This window comes from uncultured Mucilaginibacter sp., assembly GCF_903893715.1.
Lineage (GTDB): Bacteria > Bacteroidota > Bacteroidia > Sphingobacteriales > Sphingobacteriaceae > Mucilaginibacter.
On record NZ_CAITNG010000067.1, the window covers coordinates 1 to 18,182 of the forward strand.

General features: G+C 42.2%; 18 protein-coding genes. 5 read left to right on the top strand and 13 right to left on the bottom strand.

Features of this window, described 5'->3' with window-relative positions; all coding sequences use genetic code 11:
* The first annotated feature begins 259 nt into the window (after window positions 1-259).
* The gene (locus QZX97_RS08220; RefSeq protein ID WP_295651894.1) at window positions 260-1,789 is read left to right on the top strand and encodes a TIR domain-containing protein; all 1,530 of its coding nucleotides are present in this window, start codon (window positions 260-262) and stop codon (window positions 1,787-1,789) included.
* Window positions 1,790-1,797: 8 nt separating this feature from the next.
* Here QZX97_RS08220 and folP read toward each other — a convergent pair whose 3' ends face one another.
* Entirely contained in the window at window positions 1,798-2,649 is an 852-nt protein-coding gene (gene folP, locus QZX97_RS08225) for a dihydropteroate synthase (protein ID WP_295651895.1), read from the bottom strand.
* A 62-nt stretch (window positions 2,650-2,711) separates the two neighbouring features.
* Here folP and QZX97_RS08230 point away from each other — a divergent pair, with 62 nt between their 5' ends.
* Genes QZX97_RS08230 through QZX97_RS08240 form a run of 3 tightly spaced genes read left to right on the top strand, consistent with a single transcriptional unit; the run spans window position 2,712 to window position 4,985 of the window.
* On the top strand, window positions 2,712-3,263 hold the full coding sequence (locus tag QZX97_RS08230) for a DUF1599 domain-containing protein (protein WP_295651897.1): 552 nt from the start codon (window positions 2,712-2,714) through the stop codon (window positions 3,261-3,263).
* Window positions 3,264-3,270: 7 nt separating this feature from the next.
* On the top strand, window positions 3,271-4,446 hold the full coding sequence (locus QZX97_RS08235; protein WP_295651899.1) for a BT_3928 family protein: 1,176 nt from the start codon (window positions 3,271-3,273) through the stop codon (window positions 4,444-4,446).
* Window positions 4,447-4,454: 8 nt separating this feature from the next.
* The gene (locus tag QZX97_RS08240) at window positions 4,455-4,985 is read left to right on the top strand and encodes a shikimate kinase (protein WP_295651901.1); all 531 of its coding nucleotides are present in this window, start codon (window positions 4,455-4,457) and stop codon (window positions 4,983-4,985) included.
* Here QZX97_RS08240 and QZX97_RS08245 read toward each other — a convergent pair whose 3' ends face one another.
* The 10 genes from QZX97_RS08245 to QZX97_RS08290 all read right to left on the bottom strand — a co-directional run bounded on the left by QZX97_RS08245 (window position 4,986) and on the right by QZX97_RS08290 (window position 14,306).
* Window positions 4,986-5,495 carry a phosphoribosyltransferase family protein gene (locus QZX97_RS08245; protein ID WP_295651903.1) on the bottom strand — a complete coding sequence of 170 codons (510 nt, stop codon included), beginning with the start codon at window positions 5,493-5,495 and terminating at the stop codon, window positions 4,986-4,988. It abuts the gene before it with no gap.
* 61 nt (window positions 5,496-5,556) lie between these two features.
* Window positions 5,557-5,949, bottom strand: a complete 393-nt coding sequence (locus QZX97_RS08250) for a hypothetical protein (RefSeq protein WP_295651905.1) — start codon at window positions 5,947-5,949, stop codon at window positions 5,557-5,559.
* Between the two features lie 71 nt (window positions 5,950-6,020).
* A complete protein-coding gene (rlmD, locus tag QZX97_RS08255; RefSeq protein ID WP_295651907.1) occupies window positions 6,021-7,448 on the bottom strand; it encodes a 23S rRNA (uracil(1939)-C(5))-methyltransferase RlmD in 1,428 nt (475 codons plus the stop codon).
* A 390-nt stretch (window positions 7,449-7,838) separates the two neighbouring features.
* Window positions 7,839-8,477, bottom strand: a complete 639-nt coding sequence (locus QZX97_RS08260; protein WP_295651908.1) for a response regulator — start codon at window positions 8,475-8,477, stop codon at window positions 7,839-7,841.
* A gap of 77 nt (window positions 8,478-8,554) precedes the next feature.
* A complete protein-coding gene (locus tag QZX97_RS08265; RefSeq protein ID WP_295651910.1) occupies window positions 8,555-8,989 on the bottom strand; it encodes a response regulator in 435 nt (144 codons plus the stop codon).
* Window positions 8,990-9,002: 13 nt separating this feature from the next.
* On the bottom strand, window positions 9,003-10,697 hold the full coding sequence (locus tag QZX97_RS08270; RefSeq protein ID WP_295651912.1) for an ATP-binding protein: 1,695 nt from the start codon (window positions 10,695-10,697) through the stop codon (window positions 9,003-9,005).
* Window positions 10,698-11,414: 717 nt separating this feature from the next.
* Complete coding sequence (locus tag QZX97_RS08275) at window positions 11,415-11,996, bottom strand: TetR/AcrR family transcriptional regulator (RefSeq protein WP_295651914.1); 582 nt, start codon at window positions 11,994-11,996, stop codon at window positions 11,415-11,417.
* 2 nt (window positions 11,997-11,998) lie between these two features.
* Window positions 11,999-12,445 (bottom strand): hypothetical protein, encoded by a 447-nt coding sequence (locus QZX97_RS08280; protein WP_295651916.1) that lies wholly within the window; start codon window positions 12,443-12,445, stop codon window positions 11,999-12,001.
* Between the two features lie 27 nt (window positions 12,446-12,472).
* A complete protein-coding gene (gene pheS / locus QZX97_RS08285; protein ID WP_295651918.1) occupies window positions 12,473-13,507 on the bottom strand; it encodes a phenylalanine--tRNA ligase subunit alpha in 1,035 nt (344 codons plus the stop codon).
* Entirely contained in the window at window positions 13,491-14,306 is an 816-nt protein-coding gene (locus QZX97_RS08290; protein WP_295664565.1) for a hypothetical protein, read from the bottom strand. Before QZX97_RS08290 ends, pheS begins: the two co-directional genes overlap by 17 nt.
* A gap of 199 nt (window positions 14,307-14,505) precedes the next feature.
* On the opposite strand from QZX97_RS08290, the gene QZX97_RS08295 reads away from it, so the two are divergent.
* A complete protein-coding gene (locus QZX97_RS08295; protein ID WP_295664566.1) occupies window positions 14,506-16,947 on the top strand; it encodes a DUF5686 and carboxypeptidase regulatory-like domain-containing protein in 2,442 nt (813 codons plus the stop codon).
* Window positions 16,948-17,003: 56 nt separating this feature from the next.
* On the opposite strand, the gene QZX97_RS08300 is transcribed toward QZX97_RS08295, so the two are convergent.
* Together QZX97_RS08300 and QZX97_RS08305 are read right to left on the bottom strand one after the other, a co-directional pair.
* Window positions 17,004-17,294 carry a hypothetical protein gene (locus QZX97_RS08300; RefSeq protein ID WP_295651924.1) on the bottom strand — a complete coding sequence of 97 codons (291 nt, stop codon included), beginning with the start codon at window positions 17,292-17,294 and terminating at the stop codon, window positions 17,004-17,006.
* Between the two features lie 8 nt (window positions 17,295-17,302).
* Entirely contained in the window at window positions 17,303-18,097 is a 795-nt protein-coding gene (locus QZX97_RS08305; RefSeq protein WP_295651926.1) for a DUF3825 domain-containing protein, read from the bottom strand.
* Window positions 18,098-18,182 lie beyond the last annotated feature (85 nt).

Genomic DNA, 18,182 nt, shown 5'->3' on the forward strand with positions numbered 1-18,182 from the left:
AATTAAGAATCGAGAACCAGGAATCAAGACGAAAAGGTAAACGTGTAGAATACCCATATTTACCCATGTGTTTTGGGATAACTAGGGTCAGGAAAAAAGAAAATTCGCAATTGAAAATGCGACATCTGAAATCAAAAACACCCATAAATACCCATATTTGTCCGTCAAATTCATTGGTGAAAGCTACAATAAGTGCATAAAAGCTAAATCAGTAAATGCTGTTTGTTATTTGTACATTGCATAATAATATATTTCAATAATGACATATTTAGAGGACGTATTTAAGACATCGGGTATTCCTACATATACATTTGTTAAACCAAGTGAATACAATAAATTAATAGTTTCTTTAAGAACGCAAGGAAGATGCTTGGTTATTGAAGGCCCGTCAGGTATTGGCAAAACAACAAGTATTACCAAGGCAATTGAAGAATTAGGTCTGAATAGGAATGTTTACAAACTTTCTGCAAGAAAGAAAGAAGACCGAGACATGATTCAAATTCTTCCTGAATTTAAAGATATAGGAACAGTTATTATAGATGATTTTCACACTTTAGACGACGAATATAAACTGGCCTTGTCTGATTATATGAAGACCCTTGCTGATGAGGAAAGAGAAACAAGTAAATTAATTTTAATTGGTATAAACAAGGCTGGCGATTCTTTAGTGAAATTTGCATCTGATTTGAATAATAGAATCGACACAATTAAGTTTGAAATTAACACAGATGAGCGTGTAGAAGAATTAATTGAAAAAGGAGAGGATGCTTTAGGAATAAAAATAAACACGAAAAAGGAAATTATTGAATTATCCAGAGGGAGTTTTCACATAACACAAATGCTTTGTAAGGAAACTTGTATTTATGATAATGTGCTTGAAAATGAAGACACTTTAAAAAACGTTACAGTAAGCATTGAAATTATTAAAGAGAAGGTACTTGAAGAATTTTCAAGAACTTTTTATTCTAAAGCAAGAGATTTCTCGGTTGGTTCAAAATTACGAAGAGAAGGAAGAGCTCCTTACTTACACCTTTTGTTTTGGTTGTCTCAAAGTAACGATTGGACAATTCAAATGGATGATGTTATGAGTGCTCACCCCGCATTGAAATTAAGTGTTAATCAAATTGTTGAAAAAGGATATTTAGAAAAACTTATTGCAGAAAATAAAAATTTGAATGACGTGATTCACTATGATTCTAATTCGAAAATTTTATCTATCGAAGATCCTAAATTCTATTTCTATATAAGGAATATCTTGTGGAATAAATTTGCTTCACAGATTGGATTTATTAGCATAAAATTTGATAAGAATTATGATTTTGCATTATCTTTTGCAGGAGAAAATCGTGAATTAGCCGCATATATAAGCGATCTATTGCTTGAAAAACAATTGGCTGTTTTTTATGATAAAAACGAGCAATACAGAATTTTAGCAGAGAACGTGGAAGACTATCTTGCGCCAATTTATAATAGTGAAGCACAATATGTTGTTGTCTTATTAAGTAATGATTATCCTAAAAAAATATGGACGAAATTTGAGTCAGACAACTTTAAGAAACGATTTGGTGATAATTCAATTATTCCCATTTGGTATTCTAATGCGACACCTGGGTTATTTGATGAGACTACTAAATATGGTGGAATAACCTTCAATGTTGACGATGATTTGGAATCACAAGCAATCCAAATAGTTGATAATTTGATTCTTAAAATCACGGAAGAAAGAGTGAAAATTAAACAAGAAGAAGAAGAGTTAGCTATTATAGAACAAAAGCTGGAAAGCGAATAAAGATTAATTTACCCGCACAGTTCCCAAAGCTGAACAGCTTCGGCGGCTTCTTTTACATCGTGTACGCGAAGGATATTGGCGCCTTTGGTGAGGGCAATGGTGTTGAGTACGGTGGTTCCATTGAGGGCATCGGCGGCGGTACCTCCGGTAAGCTGGTATATCATCCGCTTGCGCGATATGCCAACGAGCAGGGGCAGGCCAAGGATGTTGAAATCGCTGAGGTGGCGCATCAGTTCATAACTTTGGTCGTGGGTTTTGGCAAAACCGAAACCCGGGTCGATGATGATATCTTTTACGCCTAAGGCATGTAGCTTTTGGCAACGTTCTTTTAAATAATCGTATACCTCGGTAACTACATTGGTATAATGTGCCTGTTGTACCATGTTTTGCGGTGAGCCTTTCATGTGCATCAAAATATAGGGCACCTGCAGTTTTGCAACGGTGGCAAACATTTGGAGGTCTAATTCCCCGCCGGAAATATCGTTGATGATATGCGCACCGGCATTGATGGCAGCTTCGGCAATAGCAGCGCGGAAGGTATCGACAGATAAAACCGCATCGGGATATGCTTTAGCAATGGCTTCGATAACGGGCAACAGACGGTCGGTTTCTTCCTGCACCGAAATATCGGTGGCGCCTGGCCGCGAGGAATAGGCACCGATGTCGAGGATGGCAGCACCATCGGCAAGCATTTTACCAGCCTGCGTTACGGCAGCGTCAACGTTTTGGTGGCGGCTGCCGACATAAAATGAATCGGGCGTGATGTTGATGATGCCCATTACTTTTGGCCGGCTCAAATCGATGAGTTTACCGCGCAGGTTTAGGGTCAAGTTTTTGGGAAAAAATGTATCTTTAGCCATTGTTGGCGAAGGTAAAATTACATCGCTCAACAAATATCGCATAAAAATAGAAATACAGCGTTTTGGCAAATACAGCAGCAGAATACGAAGGGGTTATTAAAGTTTGCAGGGAGCTTTTTGTAAAAAAAACCCGCGATTACGGTACGGCATGGCGCATACTGCGCCCGGAATCCATCACCGACCAGATTTTTATCAAAGCGCAGCGCATCCGCACGCTCGAAGAGAAAAAGGTATCGAAAGTTGGGGATGATATCATTGGCGAATATATCGGTATCATCAACTATTGCGTTTTAGCCATTTTGCAGTTGGAACTACCGTCGGACGCGCCGATGGAAATGCCTGTTGATGACGTAAGCAGCCTGTTTGATGACAAGGTGCATGAAGCGATGGAACTGATGTTCGCAAAAAACCATGACTATGGCGAGGCTTGGCGGGACATGCGCATCAGCTCGTTCACCGACCTGATATTGATGAAGATATTGCGGGTTAAACAGATAGAAGACAACAAGGGCCAAACCCTGGCATCGGAAGGGGTAAAGGCTAATTACCAGGATATGCTGAATTATGCGGTGTTCGCGCTGATAAAAAGTCCCGGGTTTTTAGCCATATCATAAAACAGAAATGACAACTACTAAGAAAATACACGAAGGGCCCATAGTACTTTGGATATGCCGCATTTTTGTGGGTGTACTCTTCATATTCTCTGGCCTTATTAAGGCCAACGACCCATTAGGTTTCTCTTACAAACTGGAGGAGTACTTTGGGGTGTTCCATATGCAATTTTTAAACAACTTGTCGGTAGCCCTCGCCATATTTTTATGCGCGCTCGAAATGTTTTTTGGCTTTGCCCTGCTGATAGGCACACGGGGCAAGCAGGTGGCCTGGGGTTTGTTGCTGCTTATTATTTTCTTTTCGTTTCTTACGTTTTACTCTGCGGCGTTTAAGGTGGTGCAAACCTGCGGCTGCTTTGGCGATGCCATTGTGCTGACACCATGGCAATCGTTCGGTAAAGACATGGTTTTGCTGTTGCTGATATTGGTCATCTTTAAAAAGCGGGCAGAAATACAGCCGCTGTTTAAGCCGCTTGCCGAAAAACGGATAACTTACATTGCTATTATCTTGTCCTTTGGTGTCGGCATTTATACCTATAATTTTTTGCCGGTTATCGACTTTTTGCCTTATAAGGTTGGGGCTAACATTTTGGACGAGATGAAAACCCCGCCCGGCGCACAACCCGATCAGTTTGAAATCACCTATCATTTGAAGAACTCAAAGACCGGTGAAGAAAAGGTAATGAATGATAAGGATTACATAAAAAGCGGCATTTGGAAAGACAACAGCTGGAAGATAGTTGGCGACCCTGAAAATAAGCTGATAAAGAAGGGTTTTAGCCCCAAGATAGTGGACCTGGCCATTAACGATGCATCGGGCAGTAATTATACCAATGAGTTGCTAAGCAACCCTTTTTATAACCTGATGATTGTGGCTTACGACCTGGATAAAACAGACGCTAAAGCCATGGGCCGATTGAATGCTATTGCGCTCGACCTGGCACAGAATTATAATATCCGCACGGTGATACTTACCTCCAATTCGGCTAAAGATGCTGATGCCTATAGTAAGGCCAACCATTTGTTTAGCGAGGTATTTTATGCCGATGAAGTGCCGTTGAAAAGTATGGTACGCGCTAACCCGGGTGTGTTGCTGTTGAAGAACGGCACCATCATCAACAAATGGCATTACCATACCATGCCCGATTACGACGTGCTGGTGAAACAATACCTGCAACAACCCTGATTTATACCATGCCGGCAGATAACGAACAACAAGGCTTGGGCCTGATATTTTTGGTAGGCTTTATGGGCTGCGGCAAAACCACCTGGGCGCGTAAGCTGGCCGCTAAACTGGGCTGCGATTTTATGGACCTGGATCATGTGCTGGAGGCGAAGGTGGGCATGACCATCCCGGAATATTTTACCATGCATGGCGAGGAAAAGTTCCGCGAACTCGAATCGGAGGTATTGAAGCTGACGGAATATCCCGTGCATGCGGTGATATCAACCGGTGGCGGATTACCTTGCTTTTTCGACCATATGGATTGGATGAACAGCCACGGCAAAAGCATTTATATCAAGCTATCGCCCAAAACACTGGCCGACAGGCTCGAAAACGCCAAAACCGTAAGGCCAGTGCTTCAAGGCAAAAAAGGGGATGAACTGGTTACTTTTATTGAGGGCAAACTGGCTGAGCGCGAAGCATATTACTTACAGGCGACCTTTGTTGTAGAAGGAATTGATATGAGTGTGGAGAAGTTGGAAGAGGCGATAGCCAAATAACTACCTCAAATAAACCGCGTCCTCCTCACCTTTTTCATCCAGAATCACATCCACGTGTTCTTTTAGTACGGTTGAGAGTGCCAGGCCGGCATAATCAGTGGATATAGGGAAGCTTTTGTGGTTACGGTCGACCAACACCACAGTGCTTATTTTTTTGAGGTGCACATCGAGGAAAACGCCCATGCCGTAGGCCAGGGTTTTACCGCTGTTCAACACGTCGTCTACCAGAATGATGACCTTATCGGTGCAGTCGTTCACATCAAAATTGATGTTGGCCTTTAGCGATGAACTGTTTTTGTCGAGGTCGATACTTAACAGCGTGCTTTTGAAAGGGGCGATCTTGTCCAATACAGCCTTTAAGCGCTCGGCCACCAGATTACCGCGTGGTAAGATACCGGCAATGATGATTTCCTTTTCATCCAGGTTATCTTCCAAAACCTGGTAAGCCATACGGTCAATTTTTTGCTGTATCTGCTGTTGGTTAAGTACCAGTATTTTTTTATCAGGCATGGCGCTGCTTTTCTTTGCGTACTAAGGTAGTAACAGTATTTCGATTATTAAAGGCTAAATCTCAACTCTTCACGTAAGGATAAAACACAAAATTGGCACCCTCTGGCACGATAACGAATATGCACATAAAGTCTTCGGGCTTTTTGTACGTCTTCAAAAACTTCTCCTGTAGTTGCTTTTTGATGATGCCAATCTCAACAAACTCTTCCAATGTTGACGCATTGATTGTCCAGTTGGTATTCAGTTCGTATCGGTCGAGTATTACCTCGCCCAGTTTTACCTCATGCTGGTGTGCAATGAAGATAGGGTATAGCGAAATACCTTCTACCATGATCTCAATAGCCACTTCCTTTATGGAAGCATTATATAGTTTTAAGTCTGCCTCGAGGCTTTTTAGCGGGCTTTCCTTTTGGGCTTCGCCCTCTTTATCGTTTAGTAGTTCTTCAGGTTCCATGTTTAGCAAAGTGCATAGCGCAGGGCGCAAAGCGTTTCCTTGTTTATTTTTCTTTATTTATCTCCATCCGCTTAGCGCAGTCTTAACAACACTACATTTTCCACATGCTGTGTATGTGGAAACATATCCACCGGCTGTATATCCAACACCTCATATTTCTCTTTTAAAACCAGCAAATCGCGGGCTTGGGTGGCAGCGTTACAGCTCACATATACAATCTTTTCGGCTTCAATTTCCATCAGGCGGTTCACTACATCGGGGTGCATGCCGGCGCGTGGCGGGTCGGTGATGATGACATCTGGTTTGCCGTGTTCGGCAACAAATTCGGGTGTAAGTACATCCTTCATATCGCCTGCAAAGAATTTTGTATTACTGATGTTGTTGATGGCGGAGTTTACCTTGGCGTCTTCAATGGCCTGGGGCACATATTCTACGCCGATAACCTGTTTCACTTGGCCGGCCACAAAATTGGCAATGGTACCGGCACCGGTATATAAATCGTACACCAGCTCGTCGCCACTAAACCTTCCAAAATTACGGGCTATTTGGTAAAGGCGCAGCGCCTGCTTCGAGTTGGTTTGGTAAAACGATTTTGGCCCTATCCTAAACTGTATCACGCCTGTGCCATCGTCATTAGTAGGCATGGCTTCGTAAATATAATCCCGACCGCTGTAAGTGATTACTTCCTGGTCGAAAATGGTGTCGTTCATTTTTTGGTTCACGATATACGACAGCGAAGTGATTTCGGGGAACCCATCTGCAATAAAGGCCATTAAGCCATCTATATCATCTTGGGCGGTGTGGGCAAATACCACAATCACCATCAATTCCCCTGTAGAGGATGTACGGATGATAAGGTTACGCAAAGCACCTGTATGGGCTTTGATATCGTAAAAGCTGATGTTATGTAACAAGGCATATTCGCGCACCCGGTTACGTATCGGGTTCGATGGGTCGGCCTGCAGATAGCAATGTTCAATATCCAATATCTTGTCAAACCGTCCCGGGACGTGGAAACCCAGCGCATTCAATTCCATGTCCTCGCTAATTACTTCGCCATCAGTGAGCCATCGCTTGTTCGAAAAAGTGTATTCCAGCTTATTGCGGTAATAACTGGTTTGTTCTGATGGTAGGATGGGGTGTACGAGGCCGGTAAGGTCTAACTTGGCAATGCGTTGCAAAGCATCAGTAACCGATTTTTGTTTATAAACCAATTGTGCATCATATAGCATATGCTGCCATTTGCAGCCCCCGCAAACACCGAAATGACTGCAAAATGCCTCTGTACGAAAATCCGAAGGTTTTTTTAGTTCGATTATCTTTGCTTCAGCAAAATTCTTCTTCTTGCGATACACTTCTACATCTACCACATCGCCAGGAATGGCTTTTTCAATAAACACTACTAATTCGTCTGTTTTGCCAACACCTTTCCCCTCTTCGGCAATATCAATAACAGTAATGTTTTGTAGGATGGTATTTGGTTTTCTTGCTGGTCTCATTGGGTTCAAAGTTAACCCGAAATATGGAATTTGCTAAAAGCGGTGATACGAAAATACCATACATCCCTTCAAATAGGACGTTCCTGATGAGCGTTAGATAATCTTCAGATAAACCAACTAATGATTAAGTCCATTATACTTTCTTCTTCGTTGGTATCCGCCAATTCAAAGCGTTCATCAATCATGTTCGAAAACTCTTTTAGCTCGGTACTCATGCCAATGTTATTTATAATATGCAAAAATAATATATTTATACCAAAAACCAAAACGGTATTATGGAATTTTTATTAAGTTTTTTAGATAATCAATCCCGTGGATATTTTAAAGGGATTATGGCAATAGCTGAGTTGCTCGGTAATCTTTTAAACAAGTTTTTTCAATTATAGCCAATCAGGAATGCATACCGATTTCTTCAGTTTTCTTCACAATTTCATGTATAATTATATCGAAGGAATCGGCGGCAGCTTTCAGCATCGATAGTATCTCGGCATTTACAGGATCCTGCGGATTATCGAATTTAAACAGGCTAAACAAACCCATGATATGGGCAATAGGCACCCGTACAACATGCGATTGCATTAAAGCGATCTCACGCAGTTTTGCGTTTTGTACCTTCAATTCCTCATCAATAATTCTTTTTTCTTTGTGTTCTTTAGCTTCTTTTAACGCCCGCTCGATTTTGGGAATCAGCGTAAAAAGTTTATCTTTTAATACATAATCTGTTACACCGCTTTTAATCATTTCTACGGCAGTTTCTTCGCCAATGGTGCCAGATATCATAATAAATGGAATATCAGGGCATTTTCTTTGTGCGAAATGAAATGCAGAAAGCCCGTCGAATAATGGCAACGAATAATCAGATAGGATGATATTAGGCTCAAAATCCTCAATAGCGGCCTCAAATGCCTGACGCGTTTCAACCAGCTTCGAAGTAAAGCCAAGACCGTTTTTTTTCAGTTCGCGAACAACCAGGTCAGCATCGCTGTGATTATCCTCAACGATAAGTATTTTATGATGTGTTGTTAACATGGCATTTAACTTTGTATACGTATTGCGGTCAATAGGTTATTTAAATTTACCGCAATCGGTATTTGTTATGGTTTTATTTAGTCGGGCAATTGGCTTATTACCATCCAGTACAGACCTATTTCTTTTATCACGTTAAAAAAGTTATCGCTTTCTACAGGTTTTGCAATATAGCTGTTTGCCCCCAGCGCGTAACATTTTTGTATATCAGGATCTTCTTTCGAAGAAGTAAGGATAACCACAGGGATAGATTTGAAGTCGTCATCCCCTTTTATTTTTTCTAACACTTCCATGCCCGACATTTTGGGCATTTTTAGGTCCAATAAAATCAATTTTGGTTTTTCCTGACAATTTCTGGCGGCGTACCGGCCATTGCAATATAAAAACTCGAGTGCTTCGGCACCATCTTTAACATGGTGCACCTTATTGATAAAACCGCTTTTTTTGAGGGCACGCATGGTTAGCATGGCATCGTCTTCACTGTCTTCGGCAAATAAAATTTCTATATCGTTCATGATTATCATTGGTTTATGTATTAATGGTGGGTAGGCTAAAATAAAAAGTTGTTTCCTGGTTTAGTTTTGATTCGGCCCAAACCGTGCCGCCATGCCTGCTTACAATTTTTTGCACAATGGCCAGGCCAATACCGGTTCCCTCAAATTCTTCCTGCGAATGCAGGCGCTGAAACACCCCGAAAAGCTTGTCATAATATTGCATATCGAAACCGGCGCCATTATCTTTGACATAGTAAACAACCTTGTCGTCCTTTTCATTTGCGCCTATTTCTATATGACTTTCAGGTTTATGTTTTGAATACTTGATGGCATTGGAGATTAAATTGATCCATACCTGTTTAATAAGCGACTGGTCGCCTTTTGCAGGAAGTAGTATTTTAATGTCGAGGATTATCTTCGAGTCATCAACGTCCGATAAAAGGTCGTCCTTTACCGAGTTGACCAGCGCGGCCATATTGATATCTGCAACGGTAACCTGTTTCCGCCCTAACTTCGAAAACGCAAGCAGGTCATCTATCAATTGCCCCATGCGTTTAGAATTGTGTATAATGGAATGGAGGACTTTTTTCCCGTCTTCGTCCAATTTTTCACCGTAGTCTTCTTCCAATATCCTTGAGTACCCGTTAATAGCCCTGATGGGTGCACGCAAATCATGCGAAACAGAATAAGAGAACGATCCGAGCTCTTTATTTGCCGCCTCCAATTGCTCTGTACGTTCAATCACCTTTTGTTCCAGCTCCTCGTTAAACTTTCTGATTTCTTCCTCCGCCTTTTTTAACTCGGTATTGGCTATCAGTAATTCGGCAGCACGTTTTTCTTTCTCTTCATTTTGGAAAGCCAGTTCGATATTGGCAATCAGCAACTCGGCGGCGCGTTTCTCTTTTTCTTCGTTTTGAAAAGCAAGTTCTTTATTGGCGATAATCAGTTCAGCTGCACGGTCCTCTTTTTCGTGGTTTTGAAAAGCAAGCTCTTTATTGGCCACGATCAGTTCGGCAGCACGATCTTCCTTCTCCTGATTTTGAAAAGCAAGCTCTTTATTAGCAATAATTAGCTCGGCTGCCCGGTGCTCTTTTTCATCGTTCTGAAAAGCAAGCTCTTTGTTAGCCACAATCAATTCATCAGCACGTTTTTCCTTTTCGTCGTTTTGAAAGGCAAGTTCCTTATTGGCCACTATTAGTTCAGCAGCTCTGTTCTCTTTTTCGTCATTCTGAAAAGCCAATTCCCTGTTCGCTACAATCAACTCAGCTGCGCGGTGTTCTTTCTCATCATTTTGAAAAGCAAGCTCTTTATTAGCAATGATCAGTTCAGCAGCACGGCTCTCTTTCTCATCGTTTTGAAAAGCTAACTCTTTGTTGGCAATGATTAGCTCGGCGGCGCGGCTTTCTTTTTCATCATTCTGAAAGGCCAATTCAACATTGGCGATGATCAACTCATCTGCTCTTTTTTCTTTTTCGTCGTTCTGAAAAGCCAATTCTTTATTCGCTATCACCAACTCGGCAGCTCGCTTGCCTTTTTCCTTTTTTTGAAAGGCCAGCTCTTTATCAGCTATTACCAATTCATCCGCCCGCTTTTCTTTTTCATCGTTCTGATAGGCCAGTTCTTTGTTGGCGATAATCAGCTCGGCGGCGCGTTTTTCCTTCTCCTCGTTTTGAAGGGCAAGTTTTTGATTGGCAATGATCAGGTCTTCCGAGGTTCTTTTTAAGTCCATTTTTTGTGTCAGGTTGGTTTTAATACTATGCTGAACGAAACAGAAAATAGGTTTCATTAATTTTGAAACCAGGCAATAACAGTGGTGCTGGTAGTGTTTGCTGTAAAATCCGGATAGGGACCCGATTGTGCATAAAGCAGCCCGGCCATCTAAAAGGAGGTAAGTTGGGACACTATTTTAGCATCCTTTTTTACAGTAAGTGCCAATACAGGCCAATTGTTTCAACTAAATACAGATTTTTGCCAAAATATTATATAGGGAATTTTTATTAACTATAGATATATTAAATATTCATAATAGTTAAGAGTTGAGTGGCCCAGGGGGGGGGATTTTGTAAGACTTATTCTTAGGTATCTGCATTCAGTTTTTAATGACAACCATTTCAATGACTTAATGCCTCAATAACCAATTACTTTGCCAAGGGGGAAAAAGTAAGACTTTTTAAACAGTCTTGCTTTCCCTGCAACTCTTAACTGCAACTACCACTCAAAACAAAGGGGGGAAAAGTAAGACTTTTTTCAGGCCGCTCGCCCTTACGCTTTGTGCTAAGTCGCATGCGCTTCGTTCATACAAAAATACAGAAATTTGATGAGAATAGTGGTGGAGGAGTTTGACACTAACTTTGCCGGATTTGACAACTTTTTAAAAGTTGTCAAATCGTTGACGGTATAACTTCTTAAGTCTTAATTCTTGATTCTCACCTCTTGATTCTAAAACCTACTCCTTCATCGCTGCCTTCACCAAATAAGGCAATATCTCTTTTTGAAAGCTCACAAAGTTCTTCCGCACATCCGAATCGCTTACCGAGGTAAAAGCGAAGCTAAACACAATGCTCTTGCTCGATTTGATGAGGAACCGCAGGCGCTGCGGGTAAGTATCATCGCGACGTAGATCGCCGAGTTTGGTAAACGAGCTGATGAGCAGTTCTTCCAATTCGTTGCTTAAGCTCTTCAAAAAATCCTGCGAGTTGGTGCTTTCGCGGATAAAATCCCAGCCAATAAATTCGTTGCAAATGGTGTATGATAAACGGCTGGTTTTCATAATGAGGTTGGTGAGGTGGGTTTCCTCGTCCATGGTCGCGTTATGGTTGTTTATCAGGTCGTCAACGCTCAGGCGGATGTAATCCATCAGCAGGGCGTGCAGCACATCTTCCTTGCTCTCAAAATATTTGTATATGGTAGCTTTGGCTATTTTGGCTTTCCGCGCAATTTCGTTTACACTGGTTTTATGGTAACCAAACTTGCGGAACAGTTCCTGCGCGGCACGCTTTATGCTTTCTTTTATTTTATCAACTTCCATTTCTAATTGGATACAAATATTGCGTTATAACTTATGGTAACACTATACATCTTTAACGACCGCGTAGCCGGCGCCTTTACCGGAGAACCGTCGCTCAACGAAAACTTCGATCCGCTGCAAGGGTCGGTAGCAGTGAACGTTGGGCTGTCAAGCGTAACCGCGCATTTGTTTTGAGGCAAATAACTGCTGCAACGATCATACGCCAAATAATTGCCGCTGGGGTCATGGTACAATATCAACCCGCAAACGCCGTAACCGTTTATCAAAACCGCCCCACCTGCAACGCTGAGGTTGCTTAAACGCGGGTCCGACAGTGCATCTTGAAAACTCACCGGCACATCGGGTATATAACTGCTGTCGGTTTTACCGCAGCCCGCAAATGCAATTATTGTCAGTACCAGGCAAACCCCGCTTATCCAACCCTTCATCCTATGTTTGCCTTTGCCCATTTACGTTTTATTTTTTTAGGCGGATTTTTATATTATTTCAGTCTTAAACTGCTCTAAAAACCGCACGTCGTTTTCCGAGAACAGGCGCAAATCGCGTATCACATATTTTAAATTGGTAATACGCTCAATACCCATCCCGAAAGCGAACCCTGTATATTTTTTACTATCGATGCCGCAATTCTCCAAAACGTTCGGGTCCACCATGCCGCAGCCTAATATTTCCACCCAGCCGCTGTATTTGCACATGTTACAGCCCGCACCTTTACAAATGGTGCACGATACGTCCATCTCGGCCGATGGCTCAGTGAAAGGGAAGTAGGAGGGTCGGAAACGGACTTTTGTACCCTCGCCATACAGCTCCTGCACAAAATGATAAAGCGTTTGTTTCAGGTCGGCGAAGGATACATTCTCGTCAATATATAAACCTTCCACCTGGTGAAAAAAGCAATGCGCCCGTGCCGATATGGCCTCGTTACGGTAAACCCTGCCCGGCATGATGGCGCGAAACGGCGGTTTGCCATTCTCCATCATGCGAACCTGCACACTCGAGGTATGCGTGCGCAATGCGATATCATCCGTTCCCGAATTTTTCTTGATGAAGAAAGTGTCCTGCATATCGCGTGCCGGGTGCTCCTCGGGGAAGTTCAACGCCGAAAAGTTATGCCAGTCGTCCTCTATATCCGGACCCTCTGCAACAACAAAACCCAAACGCTTGAAAATATCAATGATCTCGTTCCGCACCAGCGACAAAGGGTGCCTCGAGCCAGCCGTAACACCTTCGCCCGGTAAAGTCAGGTCAAGCTTAGTTTCCTCGGTAGTAACCGTCGAATCGATGCTGTCTTTCAGTTCATTGTATCTTGCTTCCGCGAATTGCTTAAACTCGTTCAATACTTTGCCAAACACGCGTTTCTCTTCAGTGCCAACGGTTTTAAATTGTTCAAACAGCTCTTTTATTAAACCCTTTGTCCCTAAGTATTTAATACGGAAAGCTTCAAGCTCATCGGCTTTCGCCGACGTAAAAGCCTTTATTTCGGCGGTGTATTGGTCAATCTTGTCTTGCATTGGTATCCTGGTTGTATCTGTCAACAATTTTATCAATTGTTTCGTAACTGTATATTTCTTTGTTAATGTCTTCCACTAAGGCGGGGTCGTCGTTAAACACTCTTACCATCATTCTTTTAAAGTCTCTTTTTACTTTGGGCACTTGCACCGGCTGATAGTCGCTGCCGCGCTTTAAATAAAACGCGATGGTTTGATAACTGGACCCTGTGCTCCGGTAACCACCATACATCATGTCATTCGGCATAGTAAACGATTCGAAAGCTTTGTACAAGCTTATTTTTGGCCCATATATCAACAACTTGGCAAAAAAGGGTTCTATCACCAAACTCCTGTCGATAAAGCCAAAACGGCGGTATTGCATTTCAACTGTATCCGTTACTACGGCAAAGGTATCGGCAGCTAAATAACCCTTCGGCCCGCGGGCAAAAAAATAAGTGGGATGCCCTTTTAAATTAGGGTGTATGCCGCTGGTAAAACCATTGGCGGCGGCACTGTCGTCAGCTTCTACGGTATCGGTAACAGTGGCTACAAAGCCTTTTATTTGCCTGGCGTCATACCGTTTAATTTTTTGTGAAAGCGTATCGCGTAAAATAACGGTGGTCCCGTTAAAGCGCAACATACCTCCCAGCTCTTCATCGTTACTAAAAACAATATAGCCGTTCACAAATTTATCAATGTTGTAGTACGGACCTTCCGCAACTTTAACGGTATCATTGCCTGCAGTCGCTTTGGTGCCGTAAACATCATCCTCTATCACCTTCTTTTTTTGTGCAAAGCCCGACTGTCCAATTGCAAACACAAAAAGTAACATCAAAAATATAGAGCGGCAGATGGTCATGTATTTGGCAGGACTGGATTTTGGCTCAAATATAAAAAAACAATATGGGTATTTTGGGTTCACGGGTTCAAAAACTGCCCGTAGATTCATTTTTACACTATAATCACACATGAGTAAAACCTTTTGTTAACAAATCACTTATTATATCTACAACGTTTGTATGATTAAAAAGGTATTGTTATTTGCGCTATTCAACCTGACTGCTTTGTTTGCAACAGCGCAGCAATTCATGTTATCCGGTCGGGTAACCGACTTTGCCGGCAACCCGGTGCCCTTTACTTCGGTTTATGTAAAAGGCACTTCGCAGGGTACGGCATCAAATGCCAACGGCATCTATCGCATCCAACTCAAATCGGGCAAATACCAGTTGAACTTCAGGACAATAGGCTTTACGCAACAAACCGAAGCTATCGAGATAGCCGGGAACAACCTTTCGCACAATGTCAGTCTCCACGTCGAAAATTATGCGTTGGGCGATAAGTCTGCTACAGCAGATGATATCATCAAACAAGCCATCACCCAAAGAGAATCTCATTTAACCGAATTGAAAGCCTACCGCTGCAATGTTTACATCAAAGGCGTGCAAAAATTATTGCATGCGCCTGGTAACCTCTTCAGTGTGGCTGTTTCGCACGAATTGCAGGTTGACACAGGCCAAAACAATATCCTATACATGTCCGAATCTGAGTCAGGCTTCAGCTTCAAGCAGCCCGGTAAAACAAAGGAAGTGATGATTTCGTCCAAAATAGTCGGTAGCAACAATGCCTTCAACTTTAACCGCGTTGCCGCCCTGCAGGTCAATTTTTATCAAAACCTGTTCGACGTTGAGGGCATAAACCCACGCGGCTTTGTTTCGCCTATTGCCGATAACGCACCCGACTATTACCGCTATAAACTATTGGGTTGTGCAACGGAAAACGGTAAACTGATTTACAAAATCCAGGTCATCCCCATCCGCGAGCACGACCCGGTTTTCACCGGCAACATATACATCGTTTCCGGCGACTGGCGTATTTACGCGGCCCACCTGTTTGTAACCCAAAATGCCGGTTTAAACTTTGTGGATACCCTGAACATCAACCAGCAATACATCTCCCTTACCGGCGATACCTGGCAGCCGGCGTCGGTTTCGTTTACCTACAGCGGCAATGTATTGGGCTTTAAGTACAGTGGGTATATATTGGGTGTTTACAGCAACTATGAGCTTGCCCCAAATTTTCCGCCGCGCTTTTTTAATGGCGAAAACATCCGCATAACCCAACAAAGCCTCAGCCGCGATTCTGTATATTGGGCCCAAAACCGCCCAGTGCCGCTAACACCGGACGAGCGACGCAATTATCACAGGCAGGACAGTATCGCCAAAAAACACAATTCGCCTGCCTACCTAGATTCGCTGGAGCGGGCCAACAACAAATTCAGCCCCATAGGCTATGTTTTTTCCGGCGATTCGATTGCCCATCGGGCCAATAAAACAGCACTTGTTTTCCCGCCCCTGTATCGCACGGTTTATTTTAACACAGTCGAAGGCCTGGTGCTTTACCCCACGGTCGATTATACCAAAAAGCTCGATTCGGGCAAGCAATATACCATCACCCCCAAGTTAAGGTATGGCTTTTCTGACAGGCAGTTTAATGCCAATATAGGGTTTAGCTACAGTTACAACCCCCATCAGCGCGGTATAGTATATGGTCGTTTTGGCTCCGATGTGTTCGACTTGAACAGCGAGGGCTCATCCAGCCTGTTTATAAATACCTTGGGAACGCTTTTTTTTTGGAATAAGGTGTTGAAACTGTATCGCTCAAATTTTGCCCGGTTAGGTTTGCAGCGCAACGTAGCACGTGGTTTATTGCTGGATGGTTCGCTGGAATACGCCCGCCGGAATGCCATGCAAAATACCACCTATTTTAAACTGTTAGATAGTAAGGATAAAGAATTTACCTCAAACAACCCGCTCAAACCCAACTTGCCCGATACCACCTTGCTGTTTACCCCAAACAATGCCCTCACCCTCCGGCTATCGGCAACCTACACCTTCGACGAGGAATACACCTCTACACCCGATGGTATAGTGTACGATACCAACAAATACCCCAAAATTAAACTGAGTTACCGCAAAGGCATCCACACCCTGCTCGGCTCTAATGTAGACTATGATTATGCCGACGTGCAGGTGTTTCAAAGCCACATTAAGCTTGGTTTGTTCGGTTATTCATCTTTCGTGGTAAAGGCAGGCAAGTTTTTTAACAGCGATGCACTCATCTATCCCGACTACAAGCAATTTAAAGGCAACGAAGGCATCACTTTCGACCCGGCCATAGGCAGTTTCCATTTCCTGCCGTATTATACCTATAGCAACACCGCCTTTTTCGAAGCCCATTATGAGCACGATTTTTCAGGGTTCCTCTTCAATAAAATACCCGGCCTGCGTACCCTCAAACTCGAAGAAATTGCCGGCACCAACTACCTCGCCCAGCAAAGCCAACCGGGTTACAGCGAGTTCTATATAGGCATCCAACGCTATTTCTTCCGCCTCGATTACGGCCTGGCCTACACCGGCAACAACAGGGTAAACCAGGGTTTCGCGTTTTATTATGGGTTTTAGAGAATGTGCAAATATGCAGATGAGCAAATGTGCGAATGAGAAAAGTTAGGATGATATCATTCACCAAAATCTATTCCATCTAATGCTTTAGCACTAACCACAACGTTCATCTGTTTACTGCACAAATCATTAATCATATCTTTCCAATCGTTTTTCCCTAAGCTCCCGGCTTTAAAGACCATTGACTTTTTATTCCCTCTTAAAATTCTCAAGCAAGCCATAGCCGTTGTCCCTCTATTATTGGAATCTTGAGCCCTGATTTCTGTGATGTCATTTAGTTTATATTTTCTTCTAACAAATTGTAAGATGTAATTAAAAATTAGGTAACTATATATCAGTTGGGACAAGGGGCTATTTAAGGTTGCAACCACTCACTATGTGGACAAACTATTAATCTTGCATTGTTATATGCCATTCCTATGGTTAAACAAGTTCTTGCGCTATAGGTCATATCATTTATTTTCTCAACAACTAAGGCTAAATCGGGTTGTTTGCTATCAATTAAATATAATGGCAAAAGAAGTTGAAATTTGCCATCGTAAAATTGGGGAATAGCAATTTTATAGTTTATTCGTACCCTTTTAGAAATGTCATCGATAGCACCTATTAACCGAGACCTAACCTCTCTGTCTGGTGCTGTTTTTAGTGGATCTGGAAATCTTTTTTTGTTATCTTGAATAATATGGTCAATATCTGGTATTAACTCTAATTTAGGGTTAAATAGCAATAAATCTGGCTGGTCAAAGTAGTTTGCCGACTGCGGTTGATTTTGTGAAAAATGAGTTAAAAAATCAACATCGCTTTTTTTAATAAAGGCTTTAAAGAAATACGGTGCTCTTGCATTAGAAAACTTATTCTTTTCAAACAAAGCAAAAATCTCTTCTAAATTTGGCGTTACTAAACCAGTATTAAAACATGCAAATATGTTATCGCTTGTATAAGCTATTTTATTTTCAGACTTTATCTTCCTAAAAGTGTGTTCAAGATAGTTTCTTAAAATAGGCAATGGAAAACTTGCCGCATTGTTGCCCTCTGATAATTCTTTTTGTGGATTAGAATATTCCCAAAGTTCGTTTAAAGCAAGTCTTTTAGCTAAAAAAGTTAAGCTATCTTCATATTTAAGAAATTGACCAAAAGTAAAAAGTTCCATAATGTTTGTTTTTTAAACTCAAAAAAATAGCCACCCTATTTGTGGGTGGCTATTCTTATTATCTTTCTAAAACGTTAATGTCGTA

Excerpts from the sequence above, each read along its gene's own strand:
- QZX97_RS08220 (WP_295651894.1), top strand. The coding sequence starts at position 260 with ATGACATATTTAGAGGACGTATTTAAGACATCGGGTATTCCTACATAT.
- folP (WP_295651895.1), bottom strand. The coding sequence starts at position 2,649 with ATGGCTAAAGATACATTTTTTCCCAAAAACTTGACCCTAAACCTGCGC.
- QZX97_RS08235 (WP_295651899.1), top strand. The coding sequence starts at position 3,271 with ATGACAACTACTAAGAAAATACACGAAGGGCCCATAGTACTTTGGATA.
- QZX97_RS08240 (WP_295651901.1), top strand. The coding sequence starts at position 4,455 with ATGCCGGCAGATAACGAACAACAAGGCTTGGGCCTGATATTTTTGGTA.
- QZX97_RS08245 (WP_295651903.1), bottom strand. The coding sequence starts at position 5,495 with ATGCCTGATAAAAAAATACTGGTACTTAACCAACAGCAGATACAGCAA.
- QZX97_RS08250 (WP_295651905.1), bottom strand. The coding sequence starts at position 5,949 with ATGGAACCTGAAGAACTACTAAACGATAAAGAGGGCGAAGCCCAAAAG.
- rlmD (WP_295651907.1), bottom strand. The coding sequence starts at position 7,448 with ATGAGACCAGCAAGAAAACCAAATACCATCCTACAAAACATTACTGTT.
- QZX97_RS08260 (WP_295651908.1), bottom strand. The coding sequence starts at position 8,477 with ATGTTAACAACACATCATAAAATACTTATCGTTGAGGATAATCACAGC.
- QZX97_RS08265 (WP_295651910.1), bottom strand. The coding sequence starts at position 8,989 with ATGAACGATATAGAAATTTTATTTGCCGAAGACAGTGAAGACGATGCC.
- QZX97_RS08270 (WP_295651912.1), bottom strand. The coding sequence starts at position 10,697 with ATGGACTTAAAAAGAACCTCGGAAGACCTGATCATTGCCAATCAAAAA.
- QZX97_RS08275 (WP_295651914.1), bottom strand. The coding sequence starts at position 11,996 with ATGGAAGTTGATAAAATAAAAGAAAGCATAAAGCGTGCCGCGCAGGAA.
- QZX97_RS08280 (WP_295651916.1), bottom strand. The coding sequence starts at position 12,445 with ATGGGCAAAGGCAAACATAGGATGAAGGGTTGGATAAGCGGGGTTTGC.
- pheS (WP_295651918.1), bottom strand. The coding sequence starts at position 13,507 with ATGCAAGACAAGATTGACCAATACACCGCCGAAATAAAGGCTTTTACG.
- QZX97_RS08295 (WP_295664566.1), top strand. The coding sequence starts at position 14,506 with ATGATTAAAAAGGTATTGTTATTTGCGCTATTCAACCTGACTGCTTTG.
- QZX97_RS08305 (WP_295651926.1), bottom strand. The coding sequence starts at position 18,097 with ATGGAACTTTTTACTTTTGGTCAATTTCTTAAATATGAAGATAGCTTA.